At 34.6% G+C, this 24,245-nt stretch carries 16 protein-coding genes; 3 read left to right on the top strand and 13 right to left on the bottom strand.

What is annotated here, in order from left to right; genetic code table 11:
• The 6 genes from CHB81_RS26810 to rpsF all read right to left on the bottom strand — a co-directional run.
• On the bottom strand, window positions 1-8,144 hold an 8,144-nt coding region (locus CHB81_RS26810; protein WP_089350948.1), incomplete at its 3' end, for a hypothetical protein.
• Window positions 8,145-9,382: 1,238 nt separating this feature from the next.
• On the bottom strand, window positions 9,383-9,856 hold the full coding sequence (locus CHB81_RS05790) for a DUF6495 family protein (RefSeq protein ID WP_089350946.1): 474 nt from the start codon (window positions 9,854-9,856) through the stop codon (window positions 9,383-9,385).
• A gap of 108 nt (window positions 9,857-9,964) precedes the next feature.
• Window positions 9,965-13,144: a carboxypeptidase regulatory-like domain-containing protein gene (locus tag CHB81_RS05785; protein ID WP_089350945.1), complete on the bottom strand. Its 3,180-nt coding sequence runs from the start codon at window positions 13,142-13,144 to the stop codon at window positions 9,965-9,967.
• A gap of 101 nt (window positions 13,145-13,245) precedes the next feature.
• Entirely contained in the window at window positions 13,246-13,686 is a 441-nt protein-coding gene (gene rplI / locus CHB81_RS05780) for a 50S ribosomal protein L9 (protein WP_089350944.1), read from the bottom strand.
• 65 nt (window positions 13,687-13,751) lie between these two features.
• A complete protein-coding gene (rpsR, locus tag CHB81_RS05775) occupies window positions 13,752-14,048 on the bottom strand; it encodes a 30S ribosomal protein S18 (RefSeq protein ID WP_002987043.1) in 297 nt (98 codons plus the stop codon).
• Window positions 14,049-14,053: 5 nt separating this feature from the next.
• Window positions 14,054-14,395, bottom strand: coding sequence for a 30S ribosomal protein S6 (rpsF, locus tag CHB81_RS05770; protein WP_007810575.1), 342 nt, complete (start codon window positions 14,393-14,395; stop codon window positions 14,054-14,056).
• A gap of 178 nt (window positions 14,396-14,573) precedes the next feature.
• Between rpsF and CHB81_RS05765 the strand changes: the two genes are divergently transcribed.
• Window positions 14,574-15,272, top strand: coding sequence for a LytTR family DNA-binding domain-containing protein (locus CHB81_RS05765; RefSeq protein ID WP_026729423.1), 699 nt, complete (start codon window positions 14,574-14,576; stop codon window positions 15,270-15,272).
• A 1-nt stretch (window position 15,273) separates the two neighbouring features.
• Here CHB81_RS05765 and priA read toward each other — a convergent pair whose 3' ends face one another.
• From priA to nadC, 7 genes are all read right to left on the bottom strand, one after another.
• The gene (gene priA / locus CHB81_RS05760) at window positions 15,274-17,724 is read right to left on the bottom strand and encodes a primosomal protein N' (RefSeq protein ID WP_089350943.1); all 2,451 of its coding nucleotides are present in this window, start codon (window positions 17,722-17,724) and stop codon (window positions 15,274-15,276) included.
• Between the two features lie 78 nt (window positions 17,725-17,802).
• The gene (locus CHB81_RS05755; RefSeq protein ID WP_089350942.1) at window positions 17,803-18,096 is read right to left on the bottom strand and encodes a DUF86 domain-containing protein; all 294 of its coding nucleotides are present in this window, start codon (window positions 18,094-18,096) and stop codon (window positions 17,803-17,805) included.
• Window positions 18,089-18,388 (bottom strand): nucleotidyltransferase family protein, encoded by a 300-nt coding sequence (locus CHB81_RS05750; RefSeq protein WP_089350941.1) that lies wholly within the window; start codon window positions 18,386-18,388, stop codon window positions 18,089-18,091. The genes CHB81_RS05755 and CHB81_RS05750 overlap by 8 nt, the downstream gene beginning before the upstream one ends.
• Window positions 18,389-18,422: 34 nt before the next feature.
• Window positions 18,423-19,163, bottom strand: coding sequence for a subclass B1 metallo-beta-lactamase (bla-B1-FLAV, locus tag CHB81_RS05745; protein WP_089350940.1), 741 nt, complete (start codon window positions 19,161-19,163; stop codon window positions 18,423-18,425).
• A 14-nt stretch (window positions 19,164-19,177) separates the two neighbouring features.
• Complete coding sequence (locus CHB81_RS05740) at window positions 19,178-19,609, bottom strand: DUF2147 domain-containing protein (RefSeq protein WP_089350939.1); 432 nt, start codon at window positions 19,607-19,609, stop codon at window positions 19,178-19,180.
• A 1-nt stretch (window position 19,610) separates the two neighbouring features.
• A complete protein-coding gene (locus CHB81_RS05735; protein ID WP_089350938.1) occupies window positions 19,611-20,534 on the bottom strand; it encodes a YihY/virulence factor BrkB family protein in 924 nt (307 codons plus the stop codon).
• Between the two features lie 110 nt (window positions 20,535-20,644).
• Window positions 20,645-21,502, bottom strand: a complete 858-nt coding sequence (gene nadC / locus CHB81_RS05730) for a carboxylating nicotinate-nucleotide diphosphorylase (protein WP_089350937.1) — start codon at window positions 21,500-21,502, stop codon at window positions 20,645-20,647.
• A 327-nt stretch (window positions 21,503-21,829) separates the two neighbouring features.
• On the opposite strand from nadC, the gene CHB81_RS05725 reads away from it, so the two are divergent.
• Together CHB81_RS05725 and CHB81_RS05720 are read left to right on the top strand one after the other, a co-directional pair.
• On the top strand, window positions 21,830-22,930 hold the full coding sequence (locus CHB81_RS05725; protein WP_089350936.1) for a DNA alkylation repair protein: 1,101 nt from the start codon (window positions 21,830-21,832) through the stop codon (window positions 22,928-22,930).
• Between the two features lie 431 nt (window positions 22,931-23,361).
• Entirely contained in the window at window positions 23,362-24,243 is an 882-nt protein-coding gene (locus CHB81_RS05720; RefSeq protein ID WP_089350935.1) for a pirin family protein, read from the top strand.
• The last annotated feature ends 2 nt before the right edge of the window (window positions 24,244-24,245 follow it).

Raw genomic sequence — 24,245 nt, 5'->3', positions numbered from 1 at the left:
ACGGGTGTTCCAGGATCAGTTACATTAATAGTGATCGCTAATCTAACATTACTTTCGCAAGTCGTTGTTGGATCTTTGATCGCTGCATAATAAGTCCCAGTTGTTAATACTGTTGTTTTCGGAATTAAATTTCCGCCAGTCAAAGCATCATACCAAACAATGTTCGCAGCAACTGCTGGAGCTACATCGATTGTGGCAAATGTTGGAGCATTTACAGAACAGAAAGCCTGAGTTGTTTTGGTAATTACTGGTGTTCCTGGATCAGTTACGTTAATAGTGATCGCTAATCTAACTTTGCTTTCGCAAGTTGTTGTTGGATCTTTGATCGCTGCATAATAAGTTCCGGTTGTTAATGCTGTTGTTTTCGGAATTAAATTTCCGCCAGTTAAAGCATCGTACCAAACAATGTTTGCAGCAACTGCTGGAGCTACGTCGATTGTAGCAAATGTTGGCGCATTTACCAAACAGAAAGCCTGAGTTGTTTTAGTTATTATTGGTGTTCCTGGATCAGTTACACTGATGTTGATCGCTAATCTAACTTTACTCTCGCAAGTAGTTGTTGGATCTTTGATCGCTGCATAATAAGTCCCAGTTGTTAATGCTGTTGTTTTCGGAATTAAGTTTCCTCCGGTTAAAGCATCGTACCAAACAATGTTTGCAGCAACTGCTGGAGCTACGTCGATTGTGGCGAATGTTGGTGCATTTACCGAACAGAAAGCCTGAGTTGTTTTAGTTATTACTGGTGTTCCTGGATCAGTTACGTTAATAGTGATCGCTAATCTAACGTTACTTTCGCAAGTAGTTGTTGGATCTTTGATCGCTGCATAATAAGTTCCGGTTGTTAATGCTGTTGTTTTTGGAATTAAGTTTCCGCCAGTCAAAGCATCATACCAAACAATGTTTGCAGCAACTGCTGGAGCCACATCGATTGTGGCAAATGTTGGAGCATCAATCAAACAAAAAGCCTGTGTTGTTTTGGTAATTACCGGTGTTCCAGGATCAGTCACGCTGATGTTGATCGCTAATCTAACTTTGCTTTCACAAGTAGTTGTTGGATCTTTTATTGCTGCATAGTATGTTCCAGTTGTTAATGCTGTTGTTTTCGGAATTAAATTTCCGCCAGTCAAAGCATCATACCAAACAATATTTGCGGCAACTGCTGGAGCTACGTCGATCGTTGCAAATGTTGGCGCATTTACCGAACAGAAAGCCTGGGTTGTTTTGGTTATTACCGGTGTTCCAGGATCAGTTACGTTAATAGTGATCGCTAATCTAACTTTGCTTTCGCAAGTTGTTGTTGGATCTTTGATCGCTGCATAGTATGTTCCGGTTGTTAATGCTGTTGTTTTTGGAATTAAATTTCCTCCGGTTAAAGCATCGTACCAAACAATATTTGCGGCAACTGCTGGAGCCACATCGATTGTGGCGAATGTTGGCGCATTTACCAAACAAAAAGCCTGTGTTATTTTGGTAATTACAGGTGTTCCTGGATCAGTTACGTTGATGTTGATCGCCAATCTAACTTTGCTTTCACAAGTAGTTGTTGGATCTTTGATCGCTGCATAATAAGTCCCAGTTGTTAATGCTGTTGTTTTTGGGATTAAATTTCCTCCAGTTAAAGCATCATACCAAACAATGTTTGCAGCAACTGCTGGAGCTACGTCGATTGTAGCAAATGTTGGCGCATTTACTGAACAGAAAGCCTGAGTTGTTTTAGTTATTACCGGTGTTCCTGGATCAGTCACGCTGATGTTGATCGCTAATCTAACTTTACTCTCGCAAGTCGTTGTTGGATCTTTTATCGCTGCATAATAAGTTCCAGTTGTTAATGCTGTTGTTTTCGGAATTAAGTTTCCGCCAGTTAAAGCATCATACCAAACAATATTTGCTGCAACTGCTGGAGCTACATCGATAGTGGCAAATGTTGGTGCATTTACCAAACAGAAAGCCTGAGTGGTTTTAGTTATTATTGGTGTTCCAGGATCAGTTACAGTTACGGTTACTAACAACCTAACTGAGCTTTCGCAACTTGTAGCAGGATCTTTAATCGCCGCATAATAAGGACCATTTGCCAAGGCAGCTGTAGTTGCCAGCGCTGTTCCTCCTGTTGGTAGATTATACCAAACTACATTTGCCTCATTTACCTGAAGATTTGCAACTGTTGGATTACTTATTAAACAGAAATCTTGTGTTGTATCATTTGTTGTTGGCGTAGCAGGATCGTTAACAATTACGGTCGCTGTTTTAAGTTCACCATTTTTATTCTGACATGTATTATCGCTTTTAACAGCTACATAATAAGTAATAGGGCTCATAGCAGTTGTTAATCCCGAAGCTGTTAAAACTCCGCTTCCGCTAATTGTATAAGTTACTCCGCCAATTACTCCATTTGTGATAGGCTGTGTTTTATTAGCATCTAAATACCAGAAAAATACAGGATTTATTAAAGTACTTGTTGGCGTTAACACTGCGTCTGTATCATGACAAATAGTAGTATTATCTACTATAATATCCGTTGAAAGCGACGTTGGTAAAATTGTGAAGGTTACTTGTTTTCTATCTGCGGCTGCAGTTTCACAAAATTCATTTGAACTAACTCCCACATAATAAGTATACGTTCCCGGAGTTAATCCTGTCAATACTAATTTAGAAGTTATCTCACCTACCACAACCACACTTGTTGTACCATCAAATTTATACCAGTGATATACAGGATTAGTAAGTACAGGTGTAGCGTTTAAAACTGCATCTAATGTTACTTTTCCATCTTCGGCACAAATTATTGGGCTATTAGCTCCATTTATTGTCACATTTGCTATCGCAGTTGCAGGAGTTGTTGCTGTCACTACCACAGTAACTTCACCTCTTTCTAAAGCTGGACAACCATAACGAATTGGCTGAATATAATATTTATACGTACCAGCTGCTAATGTCGCAGGAAGAGTATACGTTTGACCTGTCGCAACCTGATTTCCTCCTGTTGGAGAATCATACCAAGCATAGTTGGCACAAGGTTTTGGCGGAACCGTGAGCGTAATATCTGCGCCGGGACAGACCGTAATTTTATTATCAGGATCGCCTCCAATAACTTTGGTATTTGTTACACGATCAATTGTATGAACTCTAAGCTGATCTAAAACACTTGCAACTCCTCCAAAAGTGATGACAACTTTGTCATAAGGCTGAGTTTGTGGCGCAACGATAGTTACTGCCATTGTATCTCCTGAAAGTAATTTTAAAGTCAATAAACTGCTTGTGTTTTGTATTGGTGCACCAACCGCAATATTTCCTGAATATAGCTGAATTGTGAATCCAGTAAGCAGATTAAGATTTAAAAGCGTTCCCGGTTTTGAGATCGTAATTCTTAAACTATCACCAACCATAGAAGGTGTTCTAAATTTTGCTGTAAGTTCAGCAGCAGCAAGTACTCCTACTCCGCTAAACATTGTTGCGTAAGTCGCAACATCTCCATCAGCAACATTAAAGGCATTAGAGACACCAACAGTAGCTGTTAATGCTCCAACTCCTAAATCTCTTACTCCGTAGAAAATATCTTCAATATCACCTTTTCCGCAAGCAATTTGAGTTACTTGTTTACTATAGTGAGCATCATAAACATTTATATTTTGTGCAAGACTAAGAAGAGATCCTAATTGTACTCTGATACCATCATAATCTTGAGGACCTGAAGTATTAGAAGGAACAAAAGTATATTCAAATGAATTTTGACCTGGCAATAAGTTCAGCAATGATCCTGAAGCTGATTGCAAAGTCCCGATATCAATAGGATTATTAGAACCATCACGTTTTGTACCTACTACAGAAATACTTTGTCCAACTGCAACTGCACTATTGGCTAAACCTAATTTTACTGTTACAGGAGTACCTTTAGCAATAGTTGTTGGCCATTGTAAATTTTGCCATGTAGTTCCAATTCCCAAAAGTCCTACCCCAGTAGTTATTGTAGAAAATGTGCTTGGATCGCCATCTACGGCCAAAGGTCCGTTTGTTACACCACCAGTAATAATTGATCCTGATAATTGTGTCGTAGCATATACTCTTTCTAGTAATACATCACAATCTACCGGATCAATAACACTAATAGTTACTGTTTGGCTAGTTGTACAAGATCCGTTACTGGCAATTACTGTATAAGTATAAATACCAACAGTATTCAGAATTCCGGTATTATTTGTTGCTAAAGCATTCCCCTGAGGATCATACCAAGTGATAGTTCCGTTGGATGTTGCTGCCAATGCTGCCGAAGATCCTTTTGTAATCACAAGTGAGCTTGTCACTCCGGTTAATGTTGGCAATGGATTTATTGTTACTGTTACCGGCAACTTAACTGATGGACAATCAACACCCGTTGTTTGAGCCTGAATTGAATAAATTCCGTTAACGGTAATATTAGCCGCAGCTACATCTGTTATTGGATTATTTGACGGATCAAAGAAAGTATAAGTTGTACTTCCTGATGTATCAAAATTTGTAATAGCATCTTTTAGATTTACTTTAGCACAACCAATCAAAGTTGGCGTAACTGTTAAAGCTGAACCAGTTGGATAATTTACAACAACTTCTTTTAATGTTCCATCTATATTCTCACACAAACCTCCGTTAAGAACCGAAACATAATAAGTATAAGGAGCATTAGCAGCAACAAGACCACTAATAGTTAAAGCACCTGTTGTACCGTCTTTAACATAAGTTACTCCTCCAACAGTTCCTGATGTAATCTCAACTGTTTTATTTTGATCTGTATAATATTTAAATGTCGCTCCAGCTAAAGCCGATGTTGGAGCCAATACAATACCTCCCGCACAAGAAGCCGTTAAAGGACTTGCAATTGTAATATTTGCATCCGTTGGAATATCTAATACATTAACTGTAACAGGTTGACGAACACTATTAATACAGGTGCCACGCGTTGCTTCTAAATAATAAGTTGTAGTCGCAGTCAACGGAAGAGTTGGACTTACAGCCACTATATTTCCTCCAGTAGGAGCATCATACCAGGTAAATGTTTCCGTTCCTGTAGAAGATGCTGATAAAGTAGCAGTTCCTCCAGAACAAATTGGCGCTGCTGCTCCAGTTATTGTAGCATTTGGATATCTATAAGAAGCATCATAAATGTTTAAAGTAGTTAATAAACCAACTAATGCTCCTAATCTAATATCAACACTATCAAATGCTCCAGTTGCCGGATAACTAACCTTAAATTTATTTCCTGACAAAACTTGTAAATTCAATAGACTATTGTTTACTGCAAGCCTTCCGGGATTTGCAACCCCTCCGTTAGAAGTTCCTATACTTACTGATCCTAACAATGCTAAATCAATAAGTCCGCCAGGTAATTCTAATTCGACATCAATAATGTCTCCCGTCTGACCTGGAGTTAGAAAACCTAAATTTTGTTGTACATAAGCATTAAGTACTCCAACCGGTATATTTAAACTAGAAAATGTATTTGGATTACCGTCAACAGCATTAATAGGATTAGAAATCCCACATGCGACACATACACCTGAAATAACCGTTGATTGTGAACTTGGTTGTAAACAAGTACTAATCGTACTAATAACCACAACATTAATTACAGCTCTAGAGCTGCTAGGACAATTTGATGATAAATCTATCGCCTCAACATAAAATGTTTTATTTGCAGTTAAAACCGGATTTGGCGTATATGTACTACTTCCAGTTCCTTGCAAGAGATTTCCTCCCGTTGGAGCATCATACCACATATATGAAAATCCCGGATTACTTGTAACTGCCAACATCACACTTTGACCTGACTGAATAACAACATTTGAAGATACAGGAACAGGTGCAGCTGGTAATGGACTAACATTTACAGGTACCGGAGTACGAGTTGCACTTACACAACTTCCAATAACAGCTTCAACATGGTAAGTTACAGAAGCAGTCAAACTTGGTGTTGTAAAAGAAGTACCTGTAAACACTAAATTTCCGCCCGAAGCCGCATCATACCAATTATAGGTTGTGCCAACAACCGGATTTTGAATCACTAAAGTAGTTGTACCTCCGCTACATAAATTTACCGGAGTAGCAACAACTGTTGTTGGTGCTACAGGGTTATTCACCGTGACAAGAACAGGATTTCTTTCGCTGTTTACACAACCATTACGAGTAACTTCTACATAATAAGTTGTATTTGCAGTCAATGCAGGTGTTGTATAAGATGGTGTACTTGCCAGTAAATTTCCTCCTGTAAGAGCATCATACCATTTTATAGTTTCGCCCAATGCTGTGCTGGCTGTTAACGTTGCAGTTAATCCACCGCAAATTGGGGTACTATTACCAGTTATAGTAGGTGCTTTATATCTATAGGTTGCCTGATAAATATCTAAATTAGTTAAAGCAGTTACTAAACCACCCAATCTAATTTCGACACGATCAAAATTTGCACCGGCAACGATACTGGCTCTAAAGCGATTTCCTGATAATAATTGCAAAGTAACCAAAGCATTATTATTAGTAGAAACTCTATCATTATTATAAGTAGCTCCATTGTAAGTTGCCAAACTAACAGCTCCTAATAATGAAAGATCGGCAATACCGCCAGGCAAAGCCAATTCTACATCTACAATATCACCTGCTTTTCCAGGATTATTAAATTGCAATGTTTGCTGAATCCATCCGTTTAATAAACCTACCGGAAGTGTAAGTCGAGCAGCTGTAAGAGTATTTCCATCCACAGAATTGTCTGGAGTTGTAGAAGAACAAAGCAAACAAAGTCCGTTTTGACTTGTTTGCTGACTATTAGCTTCTAAACACCCTCCTAATGCAAGAGGTAAAACTGTTACAGTAACAGGAACTCTTGTAGCGCTAACGCAGCCGCCAACAGTATTGCGAGACTCCACATAATATGTTTTAGTCGCCGTTAAAATTGGAGTAGTAAAAGTATTCGAATCTCCCAATAATTTAACTCCACCAGTAGGAACGTCATACCAATCTAAAACGACATCAGCCTCCGTTGTTGAGGCGTTTAAAGTTGCATTTTGTCCTGATACTATTGTTACACTTTGTGTCAGTACCGTAGCAAGAGCCGGAACCGGAGTTGAAGTCACAGGTACCTGAGTACGTGCAGATTTACAGCTGCCAATAGAAGCTTCTACATAAAAATTAGTAACACCTGTAGGTACAGTTGGTGTATAAGTACTTCCTGTTGCTAAAGCTACACCATTTATTGGCACATTATACCAGGAATATATCGTTCCGGGTACCGGACTTACAACTGATAATGTAGTTGCCTGAGTTGCCCCGGTAGAACAAATTGTTGTACCAATACTACTAATTGTTGGCTGTACAGGATCAATAACATTGATTGTAACAGGTAATCGTTCACTGCTTTCGCAACCTGCAACCCTCGAAGTACTTACATAATAAGTAGTCGAAGCAGTTAAAGTTGGCGTAGTAAATGTACCAATGTTCGAAAGTGCCGTAGTAGATGTTGGAGAATCATACCAGGCAAGTGTTGTTCCAGCAGCTGCAGTTGCAGTAAGTGCTATAGATTGACCTGAGCAGATAGATTGTGTTTCTCCGCCAACAATTGTTGGTTTAGCAAATTGCAATCGTACATCATAAATTCTTAAGTTTACTAATAAAGATAAAAGCCCTCCCGATTGAATTTGTATCTGATTGGCATCTCCGGGCAATGTGTATTTAATTACCGCAGAATTACCACCAGACAATAATTGAAGATTTAACAACGGATTATTCATCGCAACCGAACCACCAACATTGGCTGGTCCATTTTTTGCCTGAATAGTCGCATTTGATAATAAACCAACATCTAACAATCCGTTTCCTTCACCAAAAGTTATCACTATTTGGTCTCCTGCTTTTGCAGTCTGGCTAAAATGCAAAGTTTCCTGAGCAAAGCAAGCCAAACCTAGCGTGTTTGTTATCGATGCATAAGTTGTCGTACTCGAATCAAACGCATTGTTTGGATTCGTCACGCTCATTCCAACACATAAAAGACCACCAGTACTATTCGTTTGTGAATCTGGTCTGCAAAAAGTTTGCGCAAAGTTTTTATTGCAAAAAAGCAATAAAAGCAACAAAACAAACAATCTCTTCTTTACGATGAGATCATAGAAAGTAAATTTTTTTTTCATAATTTGGAAGATTAGAAAATGGACAATAAAATACCTCTTGCAATAAGCATATATGCTTAGGCAATTCAAAAAAACGTTAAAACTCAATTAGTTAAACCCTAAAACTAAAACCTTAATAAATAAGAAAATAAATTAAATTTCATTAAACAAAACATGTTGTACTAAGCATACCGAAGAGCACTCTCTATCCTTTTTGAACAGAAAATAACTCAAAACTTTTAAGGAATACTGATCCGAATCAGGCTTCCAAACGGAGTGATTTGTTGCAGGTTTAATTTTCATAAAGAAAATTTGCGTGTAGGTAGAAATGAGGGGATATTCTATTAAAAATATAGTAGATTCAATATTTACAGAAAGTTGATTAGGCAATCTATAAACTTTGTTTATTTAGAATGGAATTATAAAAATTGAATGCATTATTTTTCATGTATAGTATTTCGGGGCTCAAAAAACATAACCACAAAAAAATCTTTCATTAACTCGAAAACTGACTGGGTTTTGGGAATGAAAAACTGATATAATAAAATACGTTTTGAAAAAAGCTTATAATGAAATTAAAATCAAGTTTGGGACTAAACTTAATTTTATTCCAAAGAATAAAAAATAAAGCTAAAATAATATGGATACCTAATGCAAACTTGATGAAGAAAGTAATTGTTAATTCCATAAGCACACTAATTAAATTATTAGTAAAATTTTTCAACTTTAATTTTCCCGACAAAAACAAAAAATTGTAATTTATATTACTTAAAAAAAATAATCAAATTTTTAGATGTTTTTGAAAAAGAATAGAAAAACATTTTGTTTAACTTTTCTTATATTAAAATTAGGAAAAACAAACTTACAAAACAAGCGTAAAATTCTTATGTTTTAAATTTTAACAAAAACGTATATCGCCGTAAAACTTCGAAATATGAGAAAAATCAATAGTTTTGAGCCAATAAACACTGTTAGAGATATCATAAAAAAAATCATATTATTTCATAATATTTTAACAAAACAAGTAAATTCTTACTTTTTTAAATACATAATCGATTGAAATTGAGATAAAAAACCAAAAACAAAGAGCAAAACCTACATTTTTTCATACAAATGCAAATTTCTTAAACAATTCAAAAAAAACACGTAGAAATACGGGGTATAAAAAACAGAAAAGTATAAACAAGAGTTAAAAAACTAAAAAAAGGTAAACAATTCAACATCAACTATTTACCTTTTTTAAATACTAAATACTCAAATTAAGACTCGATAATAGTATTAATTTGAGTAAACAATTGTCCGTCACTTAAAAACGCACCTTGTTGAATCAATTCAAAAATAGAAGTATTTCTATCTTCTGTGAATACTTTCTTTCCTACTTTCATTTCGATGTTCTCAGTAAACATATTGTCACTCAACCATTGCAAGCCATCTTTAGTTAAAAAATCAGTTTCAGGAACCAATGATTTGAGAACTATTGACTGAACATGCTCCTCAAAACACTGAAACAAAAAGATATGATTCTTAGAGAAATGCTCTAAATATTCTGCTCTTGACAAAACACCTTCCCAAATTAAATCTGAAAAAACATCTAATTCCTGTTCTGCAACTTCCGGTTTATTTAATTTAAGAGAATCCCACTCTGCTTTATCAATTGCCTGAGTAGCTAGAAAACTAGCGAATTCTGCGTGCAATTCATCAAATTGCTCTTTTGTTAATCTTGCGTATTTCATTTTTTCTTTTTTGTTTTAAAACACCTTTAAAAGAGCTCAGGTAAAATTTCTTATCCATAAAAAAGCCCTCGCAAATGCGAAGGCAAATTTATAACTTTTTTTGCTTTACTAAAAGATGTATCTGATACCAAATTGAGCCTGCCATCTTGAGGTTAAACTCGCATCATAACTAAACGTTTTAGTTTGTGTATTATTGAAGGTATAAGTCGGAGTGTTTCCTACAACTGTTACGCCAATTGGCTGAACGCTGGTTGGAACCTGAACAACTCCCCAATCTGAATTTATTAAATTTCCAAAATTCAAAATATCGATACTAAATTGAATTGTGTTCTTTTTCTCAGATGCCGAAGAAACTCTAAAGTTATAATCCTGCATCAGTTTAAGATCACATCTACCTCTCCATGGAGATATAGCGCCGTAACGATCCGCATATTGCCCTCTATGATTTTTCATATAATCATCCTGAGAAATAAATTTATCAAACGCCTCGCCTTGTCCGGGACCGCTAAAAGTCATCAGGGCAATTTCTGCAGTTGTTGGTATATAAATTAAATCATTTACAGCAGAACCATCACCATTAATATCACCACCATAAGTATAATTAAAACGTCCGCCCTGAGCATATTCAAGAAAGGTTGAAACGGTCGTTGCCCATTTATCCTTTCCATATTTCCATTTTTTAGATGCTACACCAATAAAACGATGATTATCTCCATATTTAGAGTTCGAAAGAACAGCATTATTTACATTTCCTAAAGCCGGATTAAAAGCAAAAGCATCTCCCGTAATTTCTGCTTCAATAGAATTCACATCTTTTGATTTTAAATAATTATAAGCCACACTTGCATACAAACCATTTTCAAAAGTTTTTTGCACTTTAACCGTTGCGTTAAAAGCACTTCCTTTATTTGAATTAGTCATTACATAAGCATTATTTGCTCCATGATCAGCCGCAACATAAATCGCCCTGTTATCTACACCGGCCAATGTTCCTGTAGGAGGTTTTAAACCCCAGTTTTGAACCTGTACCGCATTAATATCTTTATTATAAGACAAATCAAGTGTTACGATATAATTACTTTTAAATCTATGATCAAAACCTAAACTTGTTCTCCAGACTTGTGGCCATTTATAATCCGGATCCATAATTTGCAAAAAGCTATCATCAGCCCCACTAACCTGATTCCCTAACCAAACAAAAGGAATTCTTCCTGTAAAAATTCCGGAACCTCCTCGAAGCTGAGAAGTTGCATCACCATTTACATCCCAGTTAAAACCAACTCTAGGCGACCAAAGAATCTTGTCACTTGGCAAATCTGTTGAAATTAATGGTACAGCCTGACCTGTTTGAGGATTGTAATAAAGTATGTCGTTATTTCTTCCAGCGCCACCATTATCAGTATCAATATATTTCTGAATCAAATCTGCCGTATTAAAATACAAGGGTTTGTCAATTCTTAAACCAACAGACAATTTAAAATCATCACTTACACTAAAATCATCCTGCGCATAAAATGCCAATTGTCCCACGTTTAATTCCGCCAATTTCCATCCGCCATCGGTTCCAACTTCAAACTGACTTTTAGTATTAAAAACGTCTTGTGCATGTTGAAAATTTTGCTTCAAAGAACTAGACGCAAATGGCAAAGCCGCATCTGCTAAAAAATCTGTCACACTTCCATAAGGTCTAAATGTACCATAATAAGGTACGGGATCAGTAGCTTGATTACGGAATTTATCATAACCTGCCAGATTAAAAGAATTTTTAAATCCGAATTTTTCAAATGAAGCACCAAAAGTAAAGGCATGCTTCCCAACGGTATAAGTCAAATTATCAGTGATTTGAATTACTTTTTGATCCAATGTATTATTGATCGAAAATGGCTCGTGTCCCGCAATAATATAATTAGAACCTCCGCCATCCTGTATCGTAATTACAGGCGCCGGAACAGAAAATGGAACTCTGTAATCATTAAAATGAGAATATCCAGCCTGTAATTTATTAGAAACGCTTTCGCTGAATTTTGAATTTAACTCAGCCAAAAAAGAACTTAAATTATTATTGATTTGATATCCTGAGTTTTGAAATTGCAAAATCGAAGCATTTGGACCTCTAAAACCAAGCGCTGTTGGATGTGCAGTTTTATCTTTTGAAGCATCCAGAAAATTATAAATCACAGCCAATTTATGATTATCATTAATATTCCAATCTACTTTGATAATACCTTTATTTGAGTTTGATTCATGTATAAATCCCTGATATGCACCTGGGTCATATCCTAAACCTTTCAAAGCATTTGAAACTGCAATTAAATCAGATTCCATAACTCTGGATTCGTTAATTCCCGTAACACCATCATTATTATTAGCCACAAAATTAGATCCCAAATCACTTCTTCTGTCAATTTCGAAATTTCCGAAAATGAATAATTTGTCTTTAATAATTGGTGCGCCCAAACTAAAACCTGCCTGAGTTTGCTCTAATGTTGGTACAAATATTTTTTCGCCTTTAATCTTATCCCCTGTTAAATCCTGATCTCTGTAAAAAACATAAGCAGTACCATGAAACTCATTTGTTCCGGATTTTGTAACCGCATTTACAGAAGCTCCCGTAAAACCGGATAATGTAACGTCGTAAGGAGCCGTTGCAACCTGAATTTGCTCAATTGCATCCAATGATATTGGCTGAGCGCCAGTTTGCCCACCCGGAGTTGCAGCATCTAACCCAAAAGGATTATTAAAAACTGCACCGTTCAAAGAATAATTATTATACTGATCGTTTCTACCGCCAAAAGATCCACCACTTGCGGTAGGTTCTAAACGGGTAAAATCTTCAGCCGATCTTGAAATTGTAGGTAAAGCAGTTAATTCTCTTCGCCCAATTGTAGTTTCTGCTCCGGTTTTTCCGCTTTTAAAAACTTTGTCTTTAGAAACAATTTTAACCTCGTCCAAAGCCTGACTTTCATCTGCCAATTGAACAGTCAGATTAAAGGGTTTTCCCAAATCAAGATTGATATCTGTATATTCCTGATTTTGGAACCCTACAAAAGTTACCGTAATTTTATACGGACCTCCAATTCTCATATTCAAAATACTGAATCTTCCATCTTCATTGGAAACAGCTGAATATTTAGTTCCTGTTGGGGTATGAACTGCCAAAATAGAAGCTCCCGGTAATAGTTCATTTGATGAACTCTTTACAATACCCTTAATACTCGAAGTCGTTGTTTGCCCAGTAGCGACGGCTAGTGCGAAAAAACATACTAATAATGCAAAGGTTTTTTTCATTTTGCTGATTTTGAATTAGTTGGTTAAACTCAAAAATAGGCAAAAAAAAACCACTCCTAAGAGTGGTTTTTATATTTTATTAACAAGAAGTTAACAAAATGTTATTTTTCAGCAACGATTTCGTATGGTAATTCAACGACAACATCTCTGTGTAAACGTACACTTGCAGTGTATTTACCAGTACGTTTAACGATACCGCTAGTGATGAATTTTCTATCAATTACTTGTCCACCTTTAGCTAAAGCTTCAGCGATATCAATATTCGTGATTGAACCGAATAATTTTTCACCACCTGCTTTTGCAAAAAGTTTAATTTCAATTGCTTTCAATGTTTCAGCTAATGCTTTTGCGTCAGCAACAACTTTAGCTTCTTTATGAGCTCTTTGTTTTAGGTTTTCAGCCAAAACTTTCTTTGCAGAAGGTGTAGCTAAATGTGCGAATCCTTGAGGAATTAAAAAGTTACGACCGTAACCAGCTTTAACTGATACTACATCATCTTTAAATCCTAAGTTTTGTACGTCTTGTTTTAAAATAAGTTCCATGTTGTTGTCCTTATATGTTAGAAGTTAGGTTCTGCTAAACAGAAACCAGCGACTAGAGTTTTTAATTATTTTAATAAATCGGCCACGTATGGCATTAAAGCTAAGTGACGAGCTCTTTTTACAGCTACAGAAACTTTTCTTTGGTATTTTAATGAAGTTCCAGTTAAACGACGAGGAAGAATTTTTCCTTGCTCATTAACGAATTTCAATAAGAAATCAGCATCTTTATAATCGATATATTTGATTCCTGATTTTTTGAAACGACAGTACTTTTTAGTTTTGTTAGTTTCAATGTTTAAAGGCGTTAAATATCTGATATCTCCGTCTTTTTTTCCTTTTGCAGATTGCTCTATTGTAGACATAATAATTAAGCTTTAGTAGATTTTAATTTGGCTCTTCTTCTTTCAGCCCATGAAATAGCATGTTTGTCTAAACTTACAGTTAAGAAACGCATAACTCTTTCGTCACGTCTAAATTCAGTTTCAAAAGCAATTAGAACTTCTCCAGCTACTTTGAATTCGAATAAGTGATAAAAACCACTTTTTTTGTTTTGGATTTCGTAAGCCATTTTTTTCAGACCCCAATCCTCTTTAGATACCATTTCAGCTCCTCTACTAGTAAGAAATTCTTCAAATTTCGTTACTGTTTCCTTCACCTGAACCTCAGATAAAACGGGATTTAAAATGAAAACAGTTTCATAATGATTCATAAATACAATATTTATTTGTTAAAATTGGGTGCAAAAGTAACCATTTAATTTATATATACAACACTTTTTTAGTTTTATTCGTCGTAATGCAAAAAATACACGCTCACTCTAGTTTTTTTTACAAAAAAATAATACATTTACTACTGCTATCCTGAATTTATTCTAAATTTTAAATGTTATGAAACTAAACTGTGTTGTTGTAGATGATAGTTCTATACAGAGGACAATTATTGCAAAATTAGTTAATAATCACCCAGGTTTGCACTTAATCGGGGATTTTTCTAATGCAATAGAAGCAAAAAGTTGTATCTCTCTAAATAATATCGATCTTATATTCCTTGATATTGAAATGCCTGTTATTAACGGTTTTGACTTCCTTGACGGACTAAAATCAAAACCTCAAATTATATTTATTACTTCTAAAGCCGAATATGCTTTAAAAGCTTTTGACTATGATGCCACTGATTATCTGCAAAAACCTATTGCCGTAGACCGGTTCAATGCTTCTGTAAAAAGAGCAATAGACATGCATTTACTCAAAAAAGAAGTAAAAGAAGAAGAAGGCGAACATATTTTCATCAAGAGTAACCTTAAAAAACTTAAAATTTTCACCGCAAAAATCAAATGGATTGAAGCTTTTGGAGATTATGTAAGAGTGGTTACAGAAGACGATAGTAATTTGGTACTTTCAACTATGAAATCTTTTGAAAATGATCTTTCAAAAGACAAATTTATTCGTGTACACAAGTCCTATATTATTAATATAGATAAGGTAGAGCGTTTTAACAGTAAATTTGCAGAAATTGGTATTACCAAAATCCCCCTTAGCCGAAACAAAAAAGAAGATTTAGTAAAAGCATTGTCAACATCGTCTTAATTTAATAAAAATCGACATTGGCAATTACCTTTATAGCTCTGTATTGCGCAACAGCCTCAAAACTATTCAACATTTTCTGAATAGTTTTTTTTGTGCCCGCCAGAGGCAGATTGTTCGGAATCTTAATCAGAATCGTTCTGATATATTCATTTCTGATTCTGCTTATCGCAGGTTCTTCCGGTCCTAAAACAGGCATATTAAGGTTTTGACTTAAAACCTGATACAGCCACATCGAGCCCTCTTTTAATTTTTCAAATTCACGGTGTTTCAGTGTCAGCTTTATGATTCTGAAATAAGGCGGATACTTATAGATTTGTCGGTCGTATAATTGCTCCTTATACATACCTATATAATTATGACTTGTAACTTGCTGAATTGTATTGTGATTTGGATTATAAGTCTGAATTACAACTTTTCCTTGCTTTTCAGATCTTCCGGCTCTTCCCGCAACTTGGGTCATCATCTGAAAACTACGCTCAAAAGCCCTGAAATCAGGATGATGCAGCATATTATCCGCATTCATGATTCCTACCAAACTTACATTATCAAAATCCAAGCCTTTGGCAAGCATTTGTGTTCCGACCAAAATATCAATTTCACGGTTTTTAAAAGAATCAATTATTTTCTCAAAACCATATTTTCCACGAGTAGTATCCTGATCCATTCTTCCGGTTTTAGCCTTCGGAAAAAGAGAAATTAATTCTTGTTCAATCTGTTCCGTTCCAAAGCCTTTTGTAGTCAAATCAATACTGGAACAACTATGACAATGCGTAGGTTTCGCAATCGAATAACCACAATAATGACAACGCAATTGATTTTTATGTTTATGAAAAGTCAGACTCACATCGCATTGCTGACAATGCGGAACGTGTCCACAAGTCATACATTCGATTATTGGTGAATATCCGCGTCTGTTTTGAAACAAAATCACTTGCTCACCCAAAGACAAAGCTTCCGTAATTTCTTCTATTAAAAGATCACTAAAATGCCCTGTCATTCGTTTTCTGAAATGTTTGTCTTTCAAATCGACCAAAAGAATTTCAGGCATTCGAACATTATTATAACGCTCCGTAAGCGTTACTAAACCGTATTTATCACTTTGTGTATTAAAATAGGTCTCAATACTTGGCGTTGCAGATCCCAAAAGGACTTTTGCATTATGAAAGTTAGCCAGAACAATTGCAGCATCGCGCGCATGATAACGTGGTGCAGGATCAGTTTGCTTAAAAGTCTGTTCGTGTTCTTCATCAACAATCAACAATCCTAAATTATCGAAAGGCAAAAACAAAGCTGACCTCGCTCCTATTACAATCTGAGCTTTTTCTGAATTTTCAAGTGTTTGCTTCCAAACTTCTACTCTTTCGTTATTACTATATTTAGAATGAAAAACAGCTACTTTATCCCCAAAATGAAGTCGCAAACGAGAAACTAATTGTGTGGTTAATGCAATTTCAGGCAATAAATACAAAACCTGTTTTCCTGTAGCTAAATATTCTTCAATTAATTTTATATAAATTTCTGTTTTTCCGCTTGACGTAACACCGTGAAGCAAACAAACTTCTTTTTCTAAAAGATTATTTTTAATTGCCGTAAAAGCATTTTCCTGAGCTTCGCTTAACAACAATTGTTTATCCGAAGCTTCTCCCGTAAAAGAAACACGATCGTGCTGTAAAAGATATTCTTCAAAAATTTCTTTATCAATCAAAGCTTTAACCGTCGTCGAAGTTGAACCCGAAACCTCAACCAGTTTCTTTACCGTAATAGGTTTCTTTTCAGAAGCCATAATTTGAAAATACGCCAAAACAATTTCTTTCTGTTTATTGGCACTTTTCAATACTTCCAGTAATGCTCCAAGACCACTTTCCGAGTCATATTTTGCATGTAATTTTACATACCGAACTAACTTAGGCTTATAACTTTCCTTTATTTCTTCTTCTAAAACAACGATATCTTTAGCCATCATTTTTTGAAGAATCGGAAAAATATTCTTCTTATTTAATATCGAAATAATCTCTTGAACTTTAAGCGAACTTTGATGCTGCAAGGCTTCATAAACCAAAAATTCATCATCAGAAAGTTCAGAATCATTTACTACGATTTCCGCTTTAAGCGAAATTATAGTTTCACTTTCTAATAATAATCCTGTTGGGAAAGCACCACGATACACATCACCAATTCCGCACATATAATAATTCGCTACCCAAAGCCAGTGCTTAATCTGGATTTCGGTTGCAATAGGTTTTTCGTCAAGAATTTGATGAATTTCTTTGGCATCATATAAACTCGGCTCGTTCTGATGAATATCAATTACCAATGCGGTATATATTTTACTTTTACCAAAAGGCACCGCAACCCGCATTCCTTTTTTAATGAAATGAAATTCGGCCTCAGAAATACGATAAGTAAAGGTTTTGGCTAAGGAAAGCGGTAAAACAACTTCGACAAAAAACATGGAAATATTTTATAAGATTTGAATAATTTGTAATTATTCTGAAAGCATTTTTTCTACTTCGGCTTTAAGAATTGGAAGCTATTTAATAACAATTCCCCAAATAACTTCATCAGATACAGAGTCGTAACCATGAATTATTCTATTTCTTACAGCAACAATTTTTCGGGAATCTGAAATTTGAATTTCGCTATTTTCTTTTAAAATTCTATTCATTGCCTCACCAATAATTTCAATATTCCGCTCCACAGCACGTTTAGTACGCAGGTCTTTTTGATAATTTTGAAATTGCATAGATTGATTAACAAAATAACTTTCAATTTCATTTATAGAACTCAAAATATCAAACAACCAGGTTTTAATATTATTATCCATAAATTAATTGTCTTTGTTTATCGAGATTTTGTTTGAAATAAGGATTTTTAATTGCTTTTTCTTCCAATAAATCAACTGGACGGTTTAAAATATCTTCTAATGAAAACTTAAGATCAAAATAATTATCAGCGTAATCCAACACATCAAAAGATTGAAAATCTACAACTAAATCAACATCACTTTTATCGCTAAAATCTTCCGTAAGTACTGAACCAAAAGCATACAAAGCCCTTACCTTGTGACTTTTGCAAAGTTTAGAGATCTCCGATAAATGATGTTCTAAAAAATTCATTAACGTATAATTTTATTTCAAATATAAGCAAAAATTACTTTTTACCTGATGCAGTATTATATTCCTGAACCAATTTCAGCGTATGATTTAACGAAGACAAATCTTTCCAATCATCATGACCCGTAATAATATATTTAGGTTTTTTAAATTTTGATTGTACTTTTTTAATTGATTTCTCCCATTCTTTCACATCTGAATCGCCTAAATATCCTAAATCTTTTGCTTCGGTACTTTTGATAAAACAACCTCCATAAAGGACTTTTTCTTTATTAAACCAAACTATAATATTATCCGGAGCATGACCTTTTCCAGGATAATAAACCTCAAAAGTATGTTGCCCAACCGTAAATGTTGTATCATTTGGGATTATAAATTCGGCTCTTTTTTCGTTATTCTTTTCAAGAATCTGATCCGTTAATTTTATAGTATAAGTTTTAATTCCTTTTTTACCATAAAACTCCAAACCTCCTGCCCTGTCTTCATGAGAATGCGTTGCAAAACACATCACAACTTCTTTATGATGTCTTGCTTTTATACTATCTAATAAAGGCTGAAATTGTGTTTTATCCCAAGGAGCATCAAACAACACAACGCCTTTATCTGTAACCAGATACATGGCATTTGCTGAAATCAAAGTTCCTTTATAATCATGAAACGTCTTATAAACATAAAAGTCACCCATAAGATGACTAATTTGTAATGGCGAATTCTTAGACTGAGCAAAACTATTGGATAGTATTGTCAGAAATAAAACTATCGATGCTAATTTTCGCATTTTTATTTATATAATTAATTCTTTACTCTGGTCCAGTATTGTGTTCTTCCCATAATAGAAATACCAATATAACCACGTAACTTAAGTTTATCAGCAGATTCAAGTGTTATATAGCATTTATATTTTTTACCATTAGTAGGATCAAAAATAGTTCCTCCGCCATATTCATCACCATCTTTTTTAAGTCCGTTAATAATGTTTAAACCTAAAATTGGTTTGTTTTTATCTGCACCTTCACATTTTGTACAGACATCTTTTTTATGATCGGCACGAAGTATTTCTACCACTTTACCATACACTTTTCCTGACTTTTCGTAAATCTCTACAACAGATTTTGCTTCTCCGGTTTCATCATCAATTGTTTTCCATTTTCCAATAACACTTTGGCCCTGAATTGTACCTAAGGTTAAAAAGAAAATTCCAATTGTTAACATCCAATTTTTCATATTATTTATTTTTTTTTTGTTTTAATTTTCTGATAGAGGCATTCAATTCAAATCCCAAAAGCAGAATCATACAGTTTATCCAAATATAAAACATTAGAATCAATAATGTCCCAATTGAGCCATAAAGTTCATTATATTTTGAGAATTTTATAACCCAAATCCCAAAAAAGAACGAAGATATAACAATTAAGATGGTTGTAAAAACAGATCCAATACTTATAAAAGGCACTTTATTATACTGCTTTGTACCATAACGTAATAATATTGAAGATGTTATCAAAATCATCAAGATAACAAACAAATATCGTCCCAAAATTATCAGCGGAATACGATCACTCAACACATCCTGAATGATTGTTTTTTGAATAAATACCTCAAAAACGACAATTGTTGCCACTGTTACAAACAAAATAATTGTCATAACAAGCGAGATCGCCAATGCCACTAAATACTGATTCAGAAAACCACGTTTATCAAAAACGTGTTTAGAAGATTCAAAGCCACTTAAAATTCCGTTAATACCATTTGCCATCAAAAAAATAGAAAGCAAGAATCCGGACGACAGTAATCCCGAGTGACTATTGTTTAAAATATCACTGATAATTTTACTAATTGCATCGTAGGTATTTGGCGGAACTCCTTGTTGTACAAATTGCAGAAAATCCTGTTGAAATCCTTCAATTGGAATAAAAGGAATCAAGTTTAAAATAAACAGCGCAAAAGGAAATAAAGCCATAAAAAAGCTAAAAGAAACCGCACTTGCATGATACGAAAATGCACCGTCAATAATACCAATGGTATACATTTCAAGCAAATCATACAACGAAAAACCTTCCAGCCACGGCAGTTTTATTCTTTTCAGAAACCGAGCTAAATAACATATTAATGGAATTTTTTCAATCCGATCTTCTATCTCTTGAGACATATTATTATTTTAGATTTGCCGCGCCAATTCACTAGCGCTCGGGTTAGAGTTACGTTTTTGTTAGATTATTTTAAACTCATAATTCATGATTCACAACTCATAATTTCTTCCTAAAAAGCCTTCAAACTCAAATCCATATTGTAAACAGAATGTGTTAATGCTCCTGACGAAATATAATTTACGCCACATAATGCATATTCACGAATCGTTTTTTCGTTGATATTTCCTGAAGATTCTGTTTGGCATTTTTTGCCAATTAATTGAACTGCTGTTTTAGTATCTTCATAATTAAAGTTATCGATCAGGATTCTGTGAACGCCGTCACTTAAAAGAATTTCACGGATTTCATCCAAATTTCTGGCCTCAACAATAATTTTCAAATCAAGATTATTGGCTTTCAAATACTCTTTGGTTTTCTTTATAGCTAAAGTAATTCCGCCCGCAAAATCGATATGATTATCTTTAAGCATCACCATATCATAAAGCGCAAAACGATGATTTTCTCCTCCGCCTATTTTCACAGCCCATTTTTCGGCAACTCTAAAATTTGGAGTTGTTTTACGGGTATCTAAAATTTTAGCTTCGGTTCCATCTAAAAGCTGCACATATTGAGCTGTTTTTGTCGCAATTGCAGACATACGCTGCATGGTATTCAAAACCACTCGTTCAGCTTTTAAAATCGATTGTGAGCTTCCAGAAACTTCAAAAACAACATCGCCATATTCTACATGTGTGCCATCCTCAATAAAAGTCTTGATTTTTAATTTTGAATCAACAAATTCAAAAATCATTTTTGCCAGTGTAACACCCGCAATAACGCCTTGATCTTTCACCAATAATTTAGCTTGTCCGTGCGCTGTATCGGGAATACATGCCAATGAACTGTAATCTCCCGTGCCTACATCTTCTCGAATTGCATTACTAATCAATAATTGTAATTCGGCTTGAAATTGTACTTCGCTAATCATTTTTCTTAAATTTTATAAGATGCTAAAGTAGGACATATTTTGTGGATTTGAAAGTTAAACCTCTGCCAAAAAATCCAAAACACTAAAATATCTGAAAATATTAGGCAGAAAAGTATTAAAATTATCTAACACATAGATATACAGTTTTTAAGTATATTAAAAAAACATTTCCCTTTCATAAATTCACAATAATGTTATGTTTTTAAATCTGGATTTTTTCAAAAACCTTCAATTTTCCAATTTTAATTTGTGTTTAATTTTTTCAATCAAAATCTACAACTTTAATTCAAAACATTAAATATCTTTGAGGTTCATTCAAACAAAATCATGGGATTAATTAAAGATATTTACTCCGTTACTTTTTTCGAAAATTTTGGTCAGGCTGTTGCCGAAGTGCATCCAACATTCGACAAACAAAAATTTATAAATGCCATTTATGCGGGAGATTTTGCCAAAAAAGAATGGAAAGATCGCATGAAACATACTACAGTAGTTTTACATCAATTTATGCCTCAAAATTTTCCCGAAGCTGTTTCATTAATCGATAAAATCATTGAAAATCTTAAGAAAAATAAGTTTATCGATGGAAATCTGGCCTTTATTTTCTTTGCCGATTATATCGAAATATATGGTTTGGAGGATTTTAAAACTTCGGCGAAAGCCTTTGTTTCGATCACACAATTTATTAGCTGCGAATTTGCCGTTCGTCCTTTCATTTTAAAATATAAAGAAAAAATGATCGAAGAAATGACAAAATGGTCGTTGCATGAAAATCATCATGTTCGACGATTAGCCAGCGAAGGAAGCCGCCCGAGATTACCGTGGGCAATGGCGATTCCGTACCTAAAGAAAGATCCAACTTCTATTTTACCGATTTTAGAAAACCTAAAAAACGATCCATCAGAATACGTACGCCGAAGTGTTGCCAATAACCTAAATGATATTGTTAAAGATAATCCCAAAATAGTCTTAGAAATCGCTGCAAAATGGCGCGGAATCAGCAAAGAAACTGACGCAATTATCAAACACGGCTGTCGCACTTTACTAAAACAAGGACATCCTGAAATTCTAAGCCATTATGGTTTAGAAAGCACTAATATTGAACTTTCTTCTTTCGAAATCAAAACACCAATCGTAAAAATTGGGGATTATTTGCAGTTTCAATTTCACTTAAATAATAAAAATGATAAAGCTAAAACTGTTCGTTTAGAATATGCAATTCATTACAAAAAATCAAAAGGACATTTGGCAAAAAAGGTCTTTAAAATCAGTGAGAAAATCTACCAGCCAAATCAGTTAACCAAGGTCGAAAGAAACCAATCTTTTAAAATCATTACAACCCGAGTTTTTCATACCGGATTGCATCAATTGTCTATTATTATTAATGGAACTGAAAGTGAGGCTTTGGAATTTGAATTGATTGAATAAAAATAATCAACACGAATTTCACGAATTAACACGAATTATTTTTTTTTATTTTTGTTCGTTTCAACGGATTAAAATCCGTTGCTACAATATAAATAATTCCTCTGGAATTTTTCAGATGAGTTCCAAAGGAACAAAGTATATTGCAGGGATGGATTTTAATCCATCATTCGCAATCAAAATCGTCAATCTTTGTAGAGTTACGCGTGTGATTTCTCCTCCCTCGAAATGACAAAAAGGACATAATACACACCGTTTTTTTACCAATTCATTTGTGTAAATCTATGAAATTCGTGTTATATTTTTAACGCTAATGAAATCCTTTTAATTCTATTTCTTACTTTTATAAATACAAAAAATAAGTTTTCTTAATCTAAATTAAGTTACAGATTGTGACTACAACTGTAATTTTGCTTTCAACTAAAACGAAGAACATGTCAAATATCAGTTTAATTATCGAAGAACGCGCTGCCAATATTGGCAACTTTATGGTAGGCAGATTATTGCCTTTCCGTGAAAAAAGAGCCGTTGGACCATTTGTATTTATCGATCACATGGGACCGGCACATCTAAGTGATCATGAAAATATGGACGTTCCTCCGCATCCGCACATTGGACTTTCGACGCTTACTTTTTTGTTTGAAGGAAGTATCATGCACCGCGATAGTTTAGGAACCGAGTTAGAAATAAAACCAGGCGCCGTAAACTGGATGACCTCTGGAAAAGGAATTGTACATTCTGAAAGAACGCCGGAGTATTTAAGACATTCTGATAAAATGCTTCATGGTTTGCAAATTTGGGTCGCGTTACCAAAAGAACTGGAACAAATGGATCCGAATTTTGCTCATGTTGAAGCCAGTGATATTCCGAGTTGGGAAGAAGACGGGGTTTCTTATAAATTAATTGCAGGAGAAGCATTTGGTAAAAAATCACCAGTTCCTGTTTACAGTCCATTATATTTTATTGAAATCAAGAGTACCGAAGCCAAAAAAATCAATATAGGGAAAGATTTATTTGGCGAAAGCGGTTTATATATTTTAGAAGGAAGCATTAAAAGTGGCGAACACGTTTATGATCCAAAACAAATTTTAATTACCACCGACAGCACTTTATGTGAGTTTGAATTAGCAGAAAACAGTACGGTTTATATTTTTGGAGGAACTCCTTTTCCTGAAGAACATTTTATCTTTTGGAACTTCGTTTCTTCGGACAAAAACCTCATCGAAAAAGCAAAAAAAGACTGGACAGAACAAACTTTCCCGAAAGTTCCGGGTGAAACTGAATTTGTGCCTTTACCAGAACCCCGAATCAAATAAAT

It is taken from the genome of Flavobacterium sp. ov086, from assembly GCF_900187965.1.
Classification (GTDB): Bacteria; Bacteroidota; Bacteroidia; order Flavobacteriales; family Flavobacteriaceae; genus Flavobacterium.
Note: the sequence above shows the minus strand (reverse complement) of the source record. Positions and strands in the feature narration are given on the sequence as shown.

Excerpts from the sequence above, each read along its gene's own strand:
- rpsF (WP_007810575.1), bottom strand. The coding sequence starts at position 14,395 with ATGAATCATTATGAAACTGTTTTCATTTTAAATCCCGTTTTATCTGAG.
- CHB81_RS05785 (WP_089350945.1), bottom strand. The coding sequence starts at position 13,144 with ATGAAAAAAACCTTTGCATTATTAGTATGTTTTTTCGCACTAGCCGTC.
- CHB81_RS05750 (WP_089350941.1), bottom strand. The coding sequence starts at position 18,388 with ATGAATTTTTTAGAACATCATTTATCGGAGATCTCTAAACTTTGCAAA.
- CHB81_RS05765 (WP_026729423.1), top strand. The coding sequence starts at position 14,574 with ATGAAACTAAACTGTGTTGTTGTAGATGATAGTTCTATACAGAGGACA.
- priA (WP_089350943.1), bottom strand. The coding sequence starts at position 17,724 with ATGTTTTTTGTCGAAGTTGTTTTACCGCTTTCCTTAGCCAAAACCTTT.
- CHB81_RS05720 (WP_089350935.1), top strand. The coding sequence starts at position 23,362 with ATGTCAAATATCAGTTTAATTATCGAAGAACGCGCTGCCAATATTGGC.
- nadC (WP_089350937.1), bottom strand. The coding sequence starts at position 21,502 with ATGATTAGCGAAGTACAATTTCAAGCCGAATTACAATTATTGATTAGT.
- CHB81_RS05725 (WP_089350936.1), top strand. The coding sequence starts at position 21,830 with ATGGGATTAATTAAAGATATTTACTCCGTTACTTTTTTCGAAAATTTT.
- rplI (WP_089350944.1), bottom strand. The coding sequence starts at position 13,686 with ATGGAACTTATTTTAAAACAAGACGTACAAAACTTAGGATTTAAAGAT.
- CHB81_RS05735 (WP_089350938.1), bottom strand. The coding sequence starts at position 20,534 with ATGTCTCAAGAGATAGAAGATCGGATTGAAAAAATTCCATTAATATGT.
- CHB81_RS05740 (WP_089350939.1), bottom strand. The coding sequence starts at position 19,609 with ATGAAAAATTGGATGTTAACAATTGGAATTTTCTTTTTAACCTTAGGT.
- CHB81_RS05755 (WP_089350942.1), bottom strand. The coding sequence starts at position 18,096 with ATGGATAATAATATTAAAACCTGGTTGTTTGATATTTTGAGTTCTATA.
- CHB81_RS05790 (WP_089350946.1), bottom strand. The coding sequence starts at position 9,856 with ATGAAATACGCAAGATTAACAAAAGAGCAATTTGATGAATTGCACGCA.
- rpsR (WP_002987043.1), bottom strand. The coding sequence starts at position 14,048 with ATGTCTACAATAGAGCAATCTGCAAAAGGAAAAAAAGACGGAGATATC.
- bla-B1-FLAV (WP_089350940.1), bottom strand. The coding sequence starts at position 19,163 with ATGCGAAAATTAGCATCGATAGTTTTATTTCTGACAATACTATCCAAT.